This is a genomic window from Castellaniella sp. GW247-6E4, from assembly GCF_040276065.1.
Lineage (GTDB): Bacteria > Pseudomonadota > Gammaproteobacteria > Burkholderiales > Burkholderiaceae_B > Castellaniella.
Map to the genome: position 1 here is coordinate 14,864 of NZ_JBELOI010000009.1, position 14,242 is coordinate 29,105.

Here is a 14,242-nt window from a genome sequence, read left to right on the forward strand (position 1 = left end):
TCCTTCCTAGGCTATCGGGTTTCCGGATATGCGGCGGCGGGGACCATGACCTCGCCGCGCATGATCAGGCGCGCGGTGCGCAACAGCGCCGCGCGCGAAACTTTCTGGTTGTCGTGGGGATCGAGCTCGAGCTCGACGCTGAATTCGCCGCTGGGGTGCTCGATCGAAATAGTCTTGCGCGCGCCTGCGGGCATCCGCGCGATCCCCTGAGTGACTGAACCCTCGAGCACGCAGGCCGTGCCGACGGTGACCGCGGCCAGCACGCCGATGGCTTCGTGGCACACGTGCGGAATGAAGCAGCGCGTGCTGATGCTGCCGCCGTCGCGCGGCTCGGACACCAGGGTCATCTTGGGGTAGTTGCGGGCACTGACGTCACCCAGCCCCATGAGCTCGCCGGCGCGCAGGCGCAGGGCCTCGACGCGGGCTTTGAGCGCCCCGTCGGCATTGAGCTCGGCCGGTGTCTCGTAGCCGGTGCAGCCCACGTCGGCTGCGCGGAACATCACCAACGGCATGCCATTGTCGATGCAGGTCGTCTCGATGTCGAAGGCCGCGAAATCGTCGCCCGCCGCCGGTTCGACGCGGACGGTGTCAAGCACCCGTCCGGTGGGCAGCAGGCCCGCGCACACGGAGCCGGCGGTATCCAGAAAATTGATGGTGATGGGCGCCGAACGGCCCGGAACGCCGTCGATGCGGGCGTCGCCCTCATAGCTGACGCGGCGGCCATCCGGCGTCATCGGCGTGAGCACGGTGATGTCGCACTGCATGCCGGTGTTGCGGGTCAGGACCCGCACCGTGGTTTCGTCGCCCTGGGGTCGGACCAAGCCGCGCTCGATGGCGAAAGGCACGACCGCCGCCAGCATATTGCCGCAATTGGGGGTGGTGTCCACGGTGTCCTGATCGGGCTGTAGCTGGGCGAACAGGAATTCCACGTCCACGCCGGGGGTGGTGCCGCGCCGTACGATGCCGACCTTGCTGGTCAAGGGATGGGCGCCGCCCAGGCCATCGATCTGGCGCCGATCGGGCGAGCCCATGACCGCCAGCAGCACCCGGTCGCGCGCCGCCGTATCGAGAGGCAGATCCGACTCAAGGAAGAAAGGCCCGCGCGACGTGCCACCGCGCATGAACAAGGTGGGAATGGCTTTTTGCATGATGAGCCCATTATGGGCGGAACCCGGCATTTGGATAAGGCCTGTTACTCACTAACAGCTATGCCGCAATGCTATGATACAGCGTCGACCATGCCGCACATAGACAGAATCCATGGATCTCAAACAACTCGAGTACTTTCTGCGTGTGGCCGAGCTGGGCAGTTTCACCCAGGCGTCCCGCGCCCTGAACATCGCGCAGCCGGCACTCAGCCGGCAGGTGCGCATGCTCGAGGTCGAGCTGCGGCAGAATCTGCTCAACCGTAACGGGCGCGGTGTGACGACGACCGAGGCCGGCAAACTCCTGCTCGAACACTGCCGGGGCATTTTGCACCAGGTCGAGCGCGCCAAAGAGGACCTGGGTCGGGTGCAAGGCGCGCTGGCTGGAAGGGTCGCCGTGGGCATCGCGCCCAGCGCCTCGAAGATGATGACCGTGCGCTTGACGCGCAAGGCGCGCAAGCACCTGCCCAACGCCTCGCTGTCGATCAGCGAGGGGCTGTCCTTCGTCATGCAGGAATGGCTGCTGGCCGGCCGCCTGGACATCGCCCTGCTCTACAACCCCAGCCCCTCGGCCGAGCTGGATATTGCACCCCTGACCTGCGAGTCCCTATACCTGATCGGCCCGCGCGGCCCCCACCCCTCCGACAAGCCGATGGCCCTGGAAGCGCTGACCCACATCCCGCTGGTGATCCCGAACCGCCCACATACGATCCGGATGCTGCTCGAGTCCGAGATGTCGACCATCGGCCTCAAGCCCAACATCCGCCTGGAAATCGACGGCGTACCCGCGATCCTGGATCTGGTGGCCGACGGCGCGGGTTACGCGGTGCTCACAGAGCACGCGGTGCTGACCTCGGCGCGCCCCGAGCTCTACCACATCCGGCCCATCGTCCAGCCCCAGTTGCTCAGCCGCCTGTGCGTGGCCACGGCATCGGGTCGCATCACGACCTTGACCCAGAACGCGATGCTCGAGCTCATCCGCGAGACGGCACGGCAAGTCTATCCGCCGGCGATGATTCAAACAGCCTGAACGAATCCACCAGAGCCCCGAGTTTTTCCGCCTGATGGCGGATATTGCCCGCCGCTGCCGCGGCCTGAGCCACCAACGCGGCATTGCTGCGGGTGGCGCCGTCGATTTCGGTCATCGCCAGATTGACCTGCTCGATCCCTTGCCCCTGCTCCCGGCTGGCCAGGGCGATCTCGTGGACGATCGAGACGAATTGCTGCACAGCCTCGCGCGCCTGCCCTGAAACCCGGCCCGCCTCGCCCACCATGTCCGCCCCTTCAGCAACCGCCTGGACCGATTGGCCGATCAGGGATTCGATCTCGCGGGCGGCCTCGCCCGTGCGCTGGGCGAGGCCGCGCACTTCGGCGGCGACCACCGCGAAGCCACGCCCCTCCCCGCCCGCGCGCGCCGCCTCAACGGCCGCATTCAAGGCCAGGATGTTGGTCTGGAAGGCGATGCTGTTGATGACGCCGGAGATGTCCGCGATCCGGCGGGCGCTGTCCTGGATGCGGGACATGGTGTCGACCGCGCGGCGCATCGAGGTCTCGCTGCGCGAGACCTGCCGCTCGGTGCCCGCAGCGAGCTCGCTCGCCTGGCCGGCGTGCGCGGCATTCTGCTTGACCGTGCTGGCGAGTTGCTCGATCGAGGCGGCGGTTTCCTCAAGCGAGCTCGCCTGCGCATCGGTGCGCCGCGACAGATCGTCATTGCCCTGCGCGATCTCGCTGACGCCATGGACGACCACCGAGGCGGATTCCTTGATGCGTACGATCAACAGCTTCATATTGATCTGCAGAATGCGCAGACCATGGGCGAGGCTCGCCAATTCGGCGGCGCCGTCGACCCGTATCCGGCCCGACAGATCTCCTGAACTGATGCGCTCGATATCCATGCGCATGCGGCGCATGGCCACGGCCATCGGGCGATACAGCACCAGGCCGCCCAGCAGACACCAGAGGGCACCAATCGTCGCCAACAGCAGCGCCAAGGGGTTGGCCGCCCCCAGAATTCCGAGCCCCGCGAACAGGCCCGCTCCCGCCAAAGACCACAGCGCCACCCGTGTGAGCAAGGACGCGCCGGCCAGGCGGCCCAGCGCGCGGCGCACGGGCCCCGCCAGGGAGATCGCGCCTTCGTGGATGCGCACCCCGCGCCGGCCCTCGGCCATGGCCCGGTACGCACGCTCGGCCGCCTCGACCCGATCGCGCGGCGGGCGCGTGCGAATCGAGGTAAAGCCGGTGACCTGCCCCTCTTGAAAGATCGGCGCCGCCTGGATGTCGACCCAGTAGTGATCCCCGTTCTTGCAGCGATTCTTCATTAGGCCCGACCAGGCCTTGCCGCGTCGCACGGTGCGCATCAGATCGGCAAACGGTTCGCGGGGCATCTCTGGATGGCGCAGGATCCCCTGCTGGGCGCCGATCACCTCCGAGGGTTCGTGCCCGCTGATACGCAGGAAATCCTCATTAACGTATGTAATCCGCCCCTCGAGGTCGGTCGCCAGCACGATGGTCTCGCCTTGGCGCAGCGCATACTCCCGTCCGCTGACGTGCAAGTCTTCGCTCATGTCCCCTCCCCCAATGGGTGTCGTGGCCGGCTGCGCGCCGCGGGATTTTCACTGATTCTTTGCGTGCGCGATCAGCCGATCGGCGTATGCCTGCCAGCCGCCGGCCTTGTCGACCTCGGCGAACAGGCCCTGCGCCGCCAGGCCGGCGACCCAATCCTGCTTGGCTGCGGTCGCGCTCGACATCAGGGGCTCGAAGCCGGCTTCGCGCACCGTGTTGGCCACCTCGCGCATTTCCTCGGCACGCCGGCGCCCGTGCTGCACGACGCGGCTATAGAAATAAGCGCCCTGTTCGGACCAGTCGATCGAGGGGAAGGTTTCTTGCAGAGTCGGCAGCACATGATCCTCGACGCCATAAGCGCGCGCGGTGGTGTAGCTTTCGATGACCAGCGCCTCGAGGCCCTTGATCATGACGCTGCGGCACATCTTGATCGCCGAGGCCACGCCCAGGTCGCTGGACACGGCCGAGGCCTCCATGCCGGCTGCGCACAGACGCGCGGCCAAGGCCTCGGCATAAGGCCCGCCCAGCAGCATCGGCACACGGATCCCGTAGGGCGGCACCGAGGTCATGACGCCCGCCTCGACATACTGGCCGCGGGCGGTTTCGATCAGGGCGGCGGCGTCGCGCTTGGCGCCCGGCGAGGCCGAGTTCAGGTCCAGGAACACCGTGCCCGGCCGGATGTGGCGCGCCGCCTCGCGGGCAACGTCGACCGTGCTCGAGGCGGTCACGGCGGAAATGATCAAGTCGGCGCGGCTGCACAGCTCGGCTGGCGAACCGCACAACGACACCCCGTCGCGCTCGGCGCGCGCCCGCAGGGGGGCGGCGGCGGCCTCGTCGGCAAGCTTGATGTCCCAGGCCTGCACGCTGGCCACGTGTTCCTTGAGCCCGGCGCAGAAGATGCCGCCGACCTCGCCGTAGCCGATCAATCCAAGATTCGCGCTCTGCATGACAGTGGGCTCCTTAAAACGATTCGGTATCGACCTCGGCCGCGTTCCCCGCGCCGAAACGCGCCCCCTCGACCGTGCGGTCGTTGATCAAGGCGCCGAGTTCGGCCAGGGTGGCGGCTTCCAGAGCCACCTCGGCCGCGCCCAGATTGTCGGCCAAGTGATCCAGCCGGGTCGTGCCCGGAATCGGGATGATGTCCCCGCCCTGGTGCAAGAGCCAGGCCAGCGCGAGTTGGGCGGGCGAGCAGCCCACGCGCGCCGCGATCCGCCGGTAGGGTGCGAGCAGGCCGAGGTTGCGGGCATAGACGCCCGGCTGGAAACGCGGCATGCGCCGGCGCAGGTCGCCCTCATCCAGCGCCTCGGGATCGGGCAGGCCATCGGCCAGGAACGCACGCGCCAGGGGGCTATAAGGCACGAACGCCGCGCCGAGCGCGCGGCAGGCCTCCAGCACCGCGATCTCGGGGTTGCGCGTCCAGAGGGAATACTCGCTCTGGACAGCGGCCACGGGATGCACTGCGTGCGCTTTGCGCAGGGTCTCGGCGGATACCTCGGACAGGCCGATGTGGCGGACCTTGCCTGCCCTGACGAGCTCGGCCAGCGCGCCCACGCTGTCCTCGATCGGCACGGATTTGTCCCAGCGGTGCAGATAATAGAGGTCGATCACATCCGTGCGCAGGCGCACGAGGGCCTCCTCGCAGGTGCGACGCAGGGTCTCTGGCCGGCCATCGATGCGGCGCTTGCCGCCTTCGTGAAAAATCCCGCATTTGCTGGCAAGGACGAAGCGGCTGCGATGCGGCGCCAGGACGCGCCCGAGCAATTCCTCATTGTGGCCGAACCCGTACAAGGCAGCGGTGTCGAACAGCGTCACGCCGCGGTCCAGTGCGCCCAGCAGCAACGCCTCGGCCTGGGCCGGATCGGTCGGGGCGCCATAGCCGTGGCTCAGGCTCATGCATCCCAGCCCGATCGGGAAAACCTCGAGATCCGCGATTTTACGTAATGTCGTCATATTGAATCATTATGGGGACAAGCCCGCCGATTGTTAAGTGGGCGTCCGGACTAGCAGCTATGCCGGGCCGCTATGGAGCGGTGGCGCCCTTGCGGCAAAATGCGATACACCCGGCGACCCGCCGGGTGTCCGGTCCTCTATCGTACGATGAGGTCACGCGGCGGATACCGCCGCGCGTCGCAACGCCCTATTCCTTGCCGGGGTCTTTGAAGTCGGCGATCTTGTCGAACTCGACGTTCTGCAGCACGCCGCCGACGCGCTCGACCTTGCGGATGTAGACGTTCTGCACAATGTCGCGCGTGGCCGGATCGATCGTGATCGGGCCGCGCGGGCTCGTCCAGCTCATCCCCTTGACCGCCGCCATGAACTTGTCGCCGCTGGCATCGCCGCCGGTCTTCTTCAGCGCCTCGTAGATCAAGTGCATGCCGTCATAGGACGCGACGCCCACCATATTGGGACGCACGCCGGGATAGGCCTTGGTATAGGCCTCCACGAACGCCTTGTTTTCCGGCGAATCATGCGCCTGCGAATAATGGAACGAGGTGATCATCCCCACCGCATTGTCGCCCATGGCGTCCAGCACGTCTTCGGTGACCACATCGCCGGTGGCGAGGAGCTTGATCCCGGCCTGATCCAGGCCGCGTTCCTTGTAGCCCTTGGCGAAGGCCACGCCCTGGTCGCCGTTGGGCACAAACAGGAACAGTGCGTCGGGTTTGGCGTCCTTGATCTTTTGCAGGAAGGGCGCAAAGTCGGGCTTGGTCATCGGCGTATGCAGCTCGCCGACGATCTCGCCGCCGGCGGCGGTGAAGGTCTTTTTAAACTGGGCCGCCGCGTCATGGCCCGGCCCGTAATCCGCGGTGATGGTGTAAACCTTTTTAATGCCGTTGGCTGCCGCCCACGTGGCCATGGGCGCGGAAACCTGTGGCAGGGTCATCGAGGTGCGGACGACGTAATCGGACTTGGTCGTGATCGACGAGGTGGCGGCGTTCAGCACCACCATCGGCACTTTAGCCTCGGTGGCCAGCGGCGCAACGGCAAAGGCACCCGGCGTCAGGCCGAAGCCCGCGAACACGTCGACCTTGTCCTTGATCAGCAGTTCCTGCGCCTGGCGCTTGCTGATCGCCGGGTTGACCCCGGTGTCGTCCTTGGCGATCAGCACCACCTTGCGGCCGGCGACTGTATCGCCGTGCTCTTTGAGATAGAGTTCGGCGCCGTTCACCATCTGCTGGCCCGTCGAGGCAAAGGGCCCGGACAGCGGCACGATCAGGCCGATCTTCAGGTCCTGGGCCTGCGCCGCCCCCAGTGCGCCGCCGGCTAGCGCGACCGCTGCCAGCGTCTTCAATAGATCGAATTTCAAGCTTGTCTCCTTGGGTTTGGAAAAGCGCTCATGCGGCGCCGGACGAAGGCCTGTCGAAGCTTTAAATATAGCCTTTCAAGACCTCAAAGATCGATGACCAGCATCGGGGTTTGCGAACGGGAGCAACATGGGGTGAACTGGTCGTTTGCCGCATGCTCCTCATCGGTCAAGTAACTGTCGCGGTGATCCGGGATGCCCTCGACCACGCCGGTCAGGCAGGTCCCGCAGATGCCTTCTTCGCAGGACACGGGAATGAAGATTCCATGCCGGTCGAGCGCCTTGGTCACCGGCATGTCGGCGGGGATGTCGAAGACCTCTCCGGTGCTGCCCAGCTTGACCTGGAAGGCCTGATCCCCCTCGAGCGGCGCCACGTGCTCGGAGGCGGCGAAACGCTCGAAATGAATGCGCGCATCCTCGATTCCCGCCGCGCGGGCCAGGGCGACGAAATGATCGATGAAGCCTGCCGGCCCGCACACGTACACATGAGTGCCCACACCGGCCGCCGCGAGCAGGCCCGCCGCATTCAGCGCAGTGCCCGGCTCGTCATCGAAGTGCAGCCGGGTGTGCGCGGCCAGGCCCGAGCCACCGATGTCGTCCAGGAACGCGGCGCGTGCCCGACTGCGGCTGCTGTAGTGGAACTCAAAATCGGCGCCCGCCGCCTGCAACTGGCGGGCCATGCACAGGATCGGGGTCACGCCGATGCCGCCCGCCAGCAGCAGGCTGCGCGGCGCCGGCTGCAGGGCGAAGCGATTGCGGGGCGCGCTGATGCGCAGGACGTCGCCCACGCCAATGCGGTCGTGCAACGCGATCGAACCGCCACGAGAATCGATCTCACGCAGCACGCCGATCCGATAGTGCGTGCGCTCGGCGCAGTCATTCAGCAGCGAATACTGACGGACCAGTCCGCCCGGCAAATGCACGTCAATGTGCGCGCCCGCCGTGAAGACGGGCAGAGGCGACCCATGGGCATCGACCAGTTCGAGACTGACGATGTCCTGCGCCTCGCGGCGTTTGTCGGCGACCTTGACAGATAATTCTTGCATGTCGAAGACAACCTGTGTGTAGAGATTGCACGGCGCGCCGCCGGCCGGGGCGCACCGCGTTTACGTCTAGTGTCCTGCTCGGATTAGCCGAGCAGGACACTAGCATACGTCATGCCACGGCCGTCTCGGGCGTGCCCGCAGTCGCCGCCATGGTTTTCTCGGCCTGCACGAGGCGGTCGATGAGACGCCGCGCCTGTACGCCTCCCGCATCGATGTTCAAGGCCAGCAGGCGACGGTCGGGAAAGGTCTGGAGGTTTCGCTGCTGCGCCTCGAGCACGTCGAGGTCCTGGCTGAAGATCCGCCCCTGTCCCTCGCGAATCGCCTCGGTCAGCGCCACATCGGCGGGCTTGAAGCGCCGCGCCATACCCCAGAAATACCAATGCGAGGACTCGGTCTCGGGCGTCATGAAATCGACCACGACCGCCGAGGCCTGATGCTCGGGCGCAGCCTCGAATCCGCCTTTGCCCGCCAGCGCGACACCCACGTCGATCAGTACCTGGCCGGGGGCGGTAAAGCGCGAAATCTGCCACCGGTCCACCAGGGCCTCGGGGTCCAGGCCGTTGGCCCGCATCGCTTCCTGCCAGAACGGTGGCGCGATGACGCTCTCCATGATCCGGCTGGTGACCACGGTCTCGCCCTCCATCCGGGTCTTGACCGGGGAAGCGTCGATCTCGTTCTGGCCGATGCTGCCGACGTGGACATAGGCCTCGTGGGTCAGATCCATGAGATTGTCCACCATCAGCCGGTAGTCGCACTGGATGTGATAGAGGCCGCCGCCAAAAGCCCATTCGGGATCGTCCGACCAGGCCAGCGCCGGGATCGACCCCTCGTCGGCCAGCCTCGCGTCGCCGGGCCACAGCCAGACGAAGCCGTGGCGCTCGGCCACGGGATAGCTGCGGATGCAGGGAAAGCCGCCCACGCGCTGCATGGGCATGGACACCACCTTGCCGTCACAACCCATCACCAGGCCGTGATAGCCGCACATCAGATTGCCATCGACCACGCGGCCCAGGGACAGCGCTGCCCCGCGGTGCGGGCAGAAATCCTCGACCGCGGCGACCTTGCCGCCGTGGCCGCGATAGAGGGCAACCCGCTGCCCACACAGCGTACGGCCCAGCGGCTCGCCGGCAATCTCATCGGAGGTGCAGGCGATGTACCAGGCGTTCTTCGGAAACATGTGATCCTCCTTGCATGGCGACTCTCGCGATCCTTCGACGAGGCCGGCCACCTTAAGCTTCAAACTGTAATATTCAGCACACTGAACGTTTAGTTGAATTCTATGTTTTCAACAAGGATATTCCATTGGGGCAAACCCTAGATATCGCTGGCTTAGTCCGGCTGAGAGGCTTCGCGGCGGCCCATGCGCGGCGCCGGCACCAGCGGCGCGCGGCTTTGGTGATTGTTGACATCCACGAGCTTTTGCAGGAGATCCATGAACACGGCCTCCTCGTCGGCGCTGAACTTTTCGAAAATGCGGCGGTGCAGACGCTCGATGGCGTCATTGGCCTCGGCCAGAAGGGCCCTGCCTGCGGCGGTCAGTTCGAGGATGCGCTGGCGGCGATTGGCCGGATCGACGCGGCGCGTCAGCAGCCCTTTTTCCTCGAGCCGCGTGGCCACGCTGGCCGCCGTGGAGGTGTCGATCGCCGCCAGGCCCGCCAGCGACACCTGGTCGATGCCGGGATGCGTCAACAGCACACACAGCACCGCGTACTGGATGGGCGTGGCGAGCAGGCCGAGCTCGTCGTGAAAAATCGAAGCCGATATCTGTTGCGCCCGTCGCAGCAGGTGGCCAGGCTGGACGTACAAGGGTTCGCGCAGGATAGAGTCTTGCATGGGTGAAAGGTCCCGGATGAAGCCGCGGGCATAGGTTAGCGTATCCTAGCGCCTGTTGACACTACGGACCCGACACCACAGGAGCGCGCCATGGCGACCACCACACCCACTTTCGTTCTGCTGCATGGCTTGCTCTGCGATGGCCAGACCTGGTCCCACCTGGCCGGCCCGCTGTCGCGCCTGGGACCGGTGTCGATTCCCCGCTTGAGCGGCCTGAGCTCTCTGCCGGCCGCCGCCGCCGAGGTGCTCGAGCGAACCTCGGGCCCCCTGATCGTGATCGGCCACTCGATGGGCGGACGCATCGCGCTCGAGATCGCGCGCCAGGCGCCCGACCGGTGCGCCGGCCTGGTGCTTATGAACACCGGCTATGAGGGCCTGGGCGAGGGCGAGACGACGCGCCGGATGGCCCAGGTCGAGGCCGCGCGCGCGGGCGGGGTCGGCGCCATTGTCGATGCATGGCTCGACGGCATGATCGCCCCCCGGACCCGCGACGACGCGGCATTGATGCGTTCAATGCGCGATATGGTTCTGCGATCGACCCCGGATTCGTTTGCCGGACAGATCCAGGCGCTGATCGAACGGCCCGATGCCACCGCCCTGCTGGGACGGATCGCCTGCCCTACCCTGCTCATGAGCGGCGAGGAAGACCGATGGAGCCCTCTCGACCGCCACCACGAAATGGCCTCGCACATTCCCGGATCGGAGGTGGCCGCCATCGCGGCCGCGGGCCATATGGCGCCCTTCGAGGAGCCCGAGGCCTGCACGCGCGCCATCCTGGAATGGCTGGGTCGCCGGGGACTGGCGTCCACGGCGACCCTCTAAGCCAAAAGCCCCCTACGCGGCCTCGAGGACCAGCAGGCCAGTCGCCGTGTTCGAAATGGGGATGTGGTAGTTGGAGTGCTTTTTGACGACTGCGCCGCCATCGAGCGCGCCGCGTGCGGCCACCCACATCAGCAGTTCGATGCCCTGCGTGCCGGTCAGCTCGACCAGTTCATCGTTCGAATACCGCGTCACCCACTGCGGATCGTCCACGAGGCTGTCCATGAATCGCAGGTCGAAATCCTTGTTCAGGAACCCGGCACGCTCGCCGTCGAGCTGGTGGGACAGGCCGCCGCTGCCGATGATGAGGACGCGCTTGTCCGAATCCCAGGACTCGATCGCACGGCGGATGGACTGCCCCAGGCGCCAGCAGCGGGCGGCCGAGGGATACGGCGCCTGCACGGTGTTGATGCACACGGGCACGATTTCCACGGGCCATTCGCCGCGTGCCTGGTGCTCGGGCCACAGCAGCGCCAGCGGCAGGGACACCGCGTGGTCGATGAGCGCCTCCTGGCAAGTCGTGATGTCGAATTCGTCCTCGACGAGGGTTTCGACCATGTGCCAGGCGAGCTCTGGATTGCCGGGCGCCGGCGCCAGGGCCGGAATCCCCCAACCCTCGTCGGCGGTCTCGTAGACGGGGGCGGTGCCGACCGCGAACGTGGGCATCTTGTCGAGGAAGAAGTTCAGGCCGTGGTCGTTGTGAATGATCACCACCACGTCGGGACGCGCGCCCTCGATCCATTCGCGTGCAGCGGGATACCCGTCGAAGAATGGTTTCCAGTAAGGATCCTGCTGGAGGTTGCGGGCGATCGCCCCGCCGATGGCCGGGACGTGGGAAGTGCTGACGCTGCCTATGATCTGAGCCATGATTATTGCCCCGCTGCGATGAGTTTTGCCTTGAAGGCGTCCTTGGTCATGCCGGTCTGCTGCGCACCGATGTCCTGCATGTCGAGCTTGAAGATGCCGGCGAATTTCGCCAGATAGTAGGGATGGCCGCCGGCCGCGATCAGTTCGAGCACGTTACGGTTGCGGATGGCCTGCTTTTGCGTATCGTTGAGCCGGTACTTGCTCATGTAGGCCTCCTCGTCGCGCTGGAACGCCTCGCGGCATTCGGCGGCGTTGAAACTGAAGCACATTTTATTGAGGGCATAGCCGATGCGGGCCTGGTCGCCGTCGAAAATGACGGTCCCCGGGATATTCCGCTTGAGTCGGGGGGTGCTCATGCATGTCTCCTGATGGGTGCCCGGGGGCACAGGTTTAAAAACAAGTTCATGATGCGCCGGATCGGGGTTTCACAGAATGGACTTTTCTTTTTTAAAAAAGTACATTTCGCATATACGAAGATATTAGGACAGCCCCCCATGGAAGGCCTGCGCCCCGCTCCGCCGGATCATGACCACACCTCCATACCCATTTATAAATTATATGGTTACGGGAATGTCTGGACCACGCCAGACCCGATGTACTGCGAAACGATCGCCGCACAGGAAAAATTGCACAATTGGCATGTCAAACCGCACAAGCACACGGACCTCTTCCAGATCCTCTACCTGGAATCCGGAAACGTCGAGGTGCATCTGGACGGCTCGACCCGCTCGATGGGCGGCGGCCAGATGATCCTGGTCCCTCAGATGGCCGTGCACGGGTTCCAGTTCGATCCGAACGCCGAAGGCTATATCCTGACCATCACCTATGGCCTGATGGCCCAGGTCTGCGAAAAAATGAGCCTGGCCCTGGCCGCCCTGCCGGACCCCTCGTTGCTTGCGCTGGGCGAGGACGACGAGAGCCGCCACACGCGCCTGGTGTTCACCCGCCTGAACCAGGAATACCGCAGGCCGTACTCCCCGCAGCGCGGGGCTTTGCTGGAGGCCCTGCTATCCTGCATCCTCGCCTGGGTGCACCGGCAGGTCTCGGCGAGCCGGGGCGTGGAGCCCTTGGCCGCCATCCATGGACAGGAATCCAGCAGCCCGCACCTGGCCCGCTTTGCCCAACTCATCGAAGCCCACTACAAGTCCCGGCACCAGGTGGCCTGGTACGCCTCGCGCATCGGCATCACCGCGGCGCACCTCAACGTGGTGGTCCAGGCCCTGGCCGGCAAGTCGGCGCTGCGCCTGATCCACGAGCGCCTCCTGCTGGAGGCGCGCCGCGAACTGATCTACACCCCCCGGACCATCAACACCATTTCCGACTCGCTGGGCTTTGCCGACCCGGGTTATTTCACGCGCTTTTTCAAACGCGTATCGGGACAGTCCCCAAAAGAGTTCCGTCGACTTACCCTTTCTCCGGATCCTTGACCGCCTCGAAGGTATGGAATTCGACGTTCTGCAGCACACCGTCGACGCGCTCGACCTTGCGGATGTAGACGTTCTGCACAATGTCGCGCGTGGCCGGGTCGATCATGATCGGGCCGCGCGGGCTCATCCAGCTCATCCCCTTGACCGCCGCCATGAACTTGTCGCCGCTGGCATCGCCGCCGGTCTTCTTCAGCGCCTCGTAGATCAGGTGCATGCCATCATAGCCCGCCACTGAAATCATATTGGGGCGGACTTTGGGGTAGGCTTTGGCATATGCGGCAACGTAGGCCTTGTTCTCGGGCGAGTCGTGTGCCTGCGCATAGTAGTACGAGGTGAGGATCCCCAGGGCGCTGTCGCCCATGGCGTCGATCATGTCCTCGGTGGCGATGTCGCCGGTGGCAAGGAGCTTGATCCCGGCCTGATCCAGGCCGCGTTCCTTGTAGCCCTTGGCAAAGGCCACGCCCTGGTCACCGTTGGGGATGAACAGGAACAGCGCGTCGGGTTTGGCGTCCTTGATCTTTTGCAGGAAGGGCGCAAAGTCGGGCTTGGTCAGAGGGGTATGCAGCTCGCCGATGATCTCGCCGCCGGCGGCGGTGAAGGTCTTTTTGAACTGGGCCGCCGCGTCGTGGCCCGGCCCGTAGTCGGCGACGATGACGTAGACTTTCTGCACCCCATTGTCCTTGGCCCACGTGGCCATGGGCGCGGCGACCTGCGGCAGAGTCGTCGACGTGCGCGTGATGTAGTCGGACTTGGTCGTGATGGCCGAGGTGGCGGCATTCATCACCACCATGGGCGTCTTGGTTTCCTGGGCCAGGGGGGCCGCGGCAAAGGCCCCCGGCGTCAAGCCAAAGCCCGCCAGCACATCGACCTTGTCCTTGATCAGCAGTTCCTGTGCCTGGCGCTTGGTGATCGCCGGGTTGATCCCGGTATCGTCCTTGACGATCAGCACCACCTTGCGGCCGGCGACCGTGTCCCCGTGCTGCTGGACGTACAAGTTGACACCATTCATCATCTGCTGCGCCGTCGAGGCGAAGGGCCCCGATAAAGGCACCACCAGTCCCACCTTCAGGTCCTGGGCATTGGACATGCCCGGCACCGTGGCCGCCAGCGCGATCGCGGCCAGCGCCAGTCTCAGCGTTTGTTTCAAGGTCTTCTCCTTTGATGTGCGGCCGGCCTGCGCCGGCCCATGGTGCCCCCGCCGGGTCTCGTGGCCATCGTGTCTGCGCACGATCCAAGCCG

Annotated in this window: 14 protein-coding genes; 3 read left to right on the forward strand and 11 right to left on the reverse strand. The window is 65.5% G+C overall.

From position 1 onward, the window contains the following. Nucleotides 1-11: 11 nt before the first annotated feature. Nucleotides 12-1,148 (reverse strand): 4-oxalomesaconate tautomerase, encoded by a 1,137-nt coding sequence (locus ABS761_RS11880; protein ID WP_350408546.1) that lies wholly within the window; start codon nucleotides 1,146-1,148, stop codon nucleotides 12-14. A 112-nt stretch (nucleotides 1,149-1,260) separates the two neighbouring features. On the opposite strand from ABS761_RS11880, the gene ABS761_RS11885 reads away from it, so the two are divergent. Beyond that, complete coding sequence (locus tag ABS761_RS11885; protein WP_350408547.1) at nucleotides 1,261-2,175, forward strand: LysR substrate-binding domain-containing protein; 915 nt, start codon at nucleotides 1,261-1,263, stop codon at nucleotides 2,173-2,175. On the opposite strand, the gene ABS761_RS11890 is transcribed toward ABS761_RS11885, so the two are convergent. The 7 genes from ABS761_RS11890 to ABS761_RS11920 form a co-directional block, all read right to left on the reverse strand. Then, complete coding sequence (locus ABS761_RS11890; RefSeq protein ID WP_350408548.1) at nucleotides 2,120-3,709, reverse strand: methyl-accepting chemotaxis protein; 1,590 nt, start codon at nucleotides 3,707-3,709, stop codon at nucleotides 2,120-2,122. The two genes, ABS761_RS11885 and ABS761_RS11890, sit on opposite strands and share 56 nt — an antisense overlap. Before the next feature lie 48 nt (nucleotides 3,710-3,757). Next, complete coding sequence (locus ABS761_RS11895; RefSeq protein ID WP_350408549.1) at nucleotides 3,758-4,654, reverse strand: DUF1932 domain-containing protein; 897 nt, start codon at nucleotides 4,652-4,654, stop codon at nucleotides 3,758-3,760. 13 nt (nucleotides 4,655-4,667) lie between these two features. Then, nucleotides 4,668-5,657 (reverse strand): aldo/keto reductase, encoded by a 990-nt coding sequence (locus tag ABS761_RS11900; protein WP_350408550.1) that lies wholly within the window; start codon nucleotides 5,655-5,657, stop codon nucleotides 4,668-4,670. A gap of 187 nt (nucleotides 5,658-5,844) precedes the next feature. Beyond that, the gene (locus ABS761_RS11905; protein WP_350408551.1) at nucleotides 5,845-7,014 is read right to left on the reverse strand and encodes an ABC transporter substrate-binding protein; all 1,170 of its coding nucleotides are present in this window, start codon (nucleotides 7,012-7,014) and stop codon (nucleotides 5,845-5,847) included. Between the two features lie 83 nt (nucleotides 7,015-7,097). Continuing rightward, nucleotides 7,098-8,057: a PDR/VanB family oxidoreductase gene (locus ABS761_RS11910; RefSeq protein ID WP_350408552.1), complete on the reverse strand. Its 960-nt coding sequence runs from the start codon at nucleotides 8,055-8,057 to the stop codon at nucleotides 7,098-7,100. Between the two features lie 109 nt (nucleotides 8,058-8,166). Beyond that, the gene (locus ABS761_RS11915; RefSeq protein ID WP_350408553.1) at nucleotides 8,167-9,234 is read right to left on the reverse strand and encodes an aromatic ring-hydroxylating dioxygenase subunit alpha; all 1,068 of its coding nucleotides are present in this window, start codon (nucleotides 9,232-9,234) and stop codon (nucleotides 8,167-8,169) included. Between the two features lie 152 nt (nucleotides 9,235-9,386). Beyond that, nucleotides 9,387-9,890, reverse strand: coding sequence for a MarR family winged helix-turn-helix transcriptional regulator (locus ABS761_RS11920; protein WP_350408554.1), 504 nt, complete (start codon nucleotides 9,888-9,890; stop codon nucleotides 9,387-9,389). A 90-nt stretch (nucleotides 9,891-9,980) separates the two neighbouring features. Here ABS761_RS11920 and ABS761_RS11925 point away from each other — a divergent pair, with 90 nt between their 5' ends. Further along, on the forward strand, nucleotides 9,981-10,712 hold the full coding sequence (locus ABS761_RS11925) for an alpha/beta fold hydrolase (protein WP_350408555.1): 732 nt from the start codon (nucleotides 9,981-9,983) through the stop codon (nucleotides 10,710-10,712). 12 nt (nucleotides 10,713-10,724) lie between these two features. Here ABS761_RS11925 and ABS761_RS11930 read toward each other — a convergent pair whose 3' ends face one another. Both ABS761_RS11930 and ABS761_RS11935 read right to left on the reverse strand, forming a co-directional pair. Further along, a complete protein-coding gene (locus tag ABS761_RS11930; RefSeq protein ID WP_350408556.1) occupies nucleotides 10,725-11,576 on the reverse strand; it encodes a class III extradiol dioxygenase family protein in 852 nt (283 codons plus the stop codon). A gap of 2 nt (nucleotides 11,577-11,578) precedes the next feature. Beyond that, on the reverse strand, nucleotides 11,579-11,932 hold the full coding sequence (locus tag ABS761_RS11935; RefSeq protein ID WP_350408557.1) for a protocatechuate 4,5-dioxygenase subunit alpha: 354 nt from the start codon (nucleotides 11,930-11,932) through the stop codon (nucleotides 11,579-11,581). Nucleotides 11,933-12,202: 270 nt separating this feature from the next. On the opposite strand from ABS761_RS11935, the gene ABS761_RS11940 reads away from it, so the two are divergent. Next, entirely contained in the window at nucleotides 12,203-13,003 is an 801-nt protein-coding gene (locus ABS761_RS11940) for an AraC family transcriptional regulator (protein ID WP_350408558.1), read from the forward strand. Here the strand turns inward: ABS761_RS11940 and ABS761_RS11945 are convergent. Further along, entirely contained in the window at nucleotides 12,981-14,090 is a 1,110-nt protein-coding gene (locus ABS761_RS11945) for an ABC transporter substrate-binding protein (protein ID WP_350408695.1), read from the reverse strand. The genes ABS761_RS11940 and ABS761_RS11945 overlap by 23 nt on opposite strands. Between the last annotated feature and the right edge of the window lie 152 nt (nucleotides 14,091-14,242).

Excerpts from the sequence above, each read along its gene's own strand:
- ABS761_RS11930 (WP_350408556.1), bottom strand. The coding sequence starts at position 11,576 with ATGGCTCAGATCATAGGCAGCGTCAGCACTTCCCACGTCCCGGCCATC.
- ABS761_RS11915 (WP_350408553.1), bottom strand. The coding sequence starts at position 9,234 with ATGTTTCCGAAGAACGCCTGGTACATCGCCTGCACCTCCGATGAGATT.
- ABS761_RS11890 (WP_350408548.1), bottom strand. The coding sequence starts at position 3,709 with ATGAGCGAAGACTTGCACGTCAGCGGACGGGAGTATGCGCTGCGCCAA.
- ABS761_RS11945 (WP_350408695.1), bottom strand. The coding sequence starts at position 14,090 with ATGTCCAATGCCCAGGACCTGAAGGTGGGACTGGTGGTGCCTTTATCG.
- ABS761_RS11885 (WP_350408547.1), top strand. The coding sequence starts at position 1,261 with ATGGATCTCAAACAACTCGAGTACTTTCTGCGTGTGGCCGAGCTGGGC.
- ABS761_RS11925 (WP_350408555.1), top strand. The coding sequence starts at position 9,981 with ATGGCGACCACCACACCCACTTTCGTTCTGCTGCATGGCTTGCTCTGC.
- ABS761_RS11880 (WP_350408546.1), bottom strand. The coding sequence starts at position 1,148 with ATGCAAAAAGCCATTCCCACCTTGTTCATGCGCGGTGGCACGTCGCGC.
- ABS761_RS11910 (WP_350408552.1), bottom strand. The coding sequence starts at position 8,057 with ATGCAAGAATTATCTGTCAAGGTCGCCGACAAACGCCGCGAGGCGCAG.
- ABS761_RS11900 (WP_350408550.1), bottom strand. The coding sequence starts at position 5,657 with ATGACGACATTACGTAAAATCGCGGATCTCGAGGTTTTCCCGATCGGG.
- ABS761_RS11895 (WP_350408549.1), bottom strand. The coding sequence starts at position 4,654 with ATGCAGAGCGCGAATCTTGGATTGATCGGCTACGGCGAGGTCGGCGGC.
- ABS761_RS11920 (WP_350408554.1), bottom strand. The coding sequence starts at position 9,890 with ATGCAAGACTCTATCCTGCGCGAACCCTTGTACGTCCAGCCTGGCCAC.
- ABS761_RS11935 (WP_350408557.1), bottom strand. The coding sequence starts at position 11,932 with ATGAGCACCCCCCGACTCAAGCGGAATATCCCGGGGACCGTCATTTTC.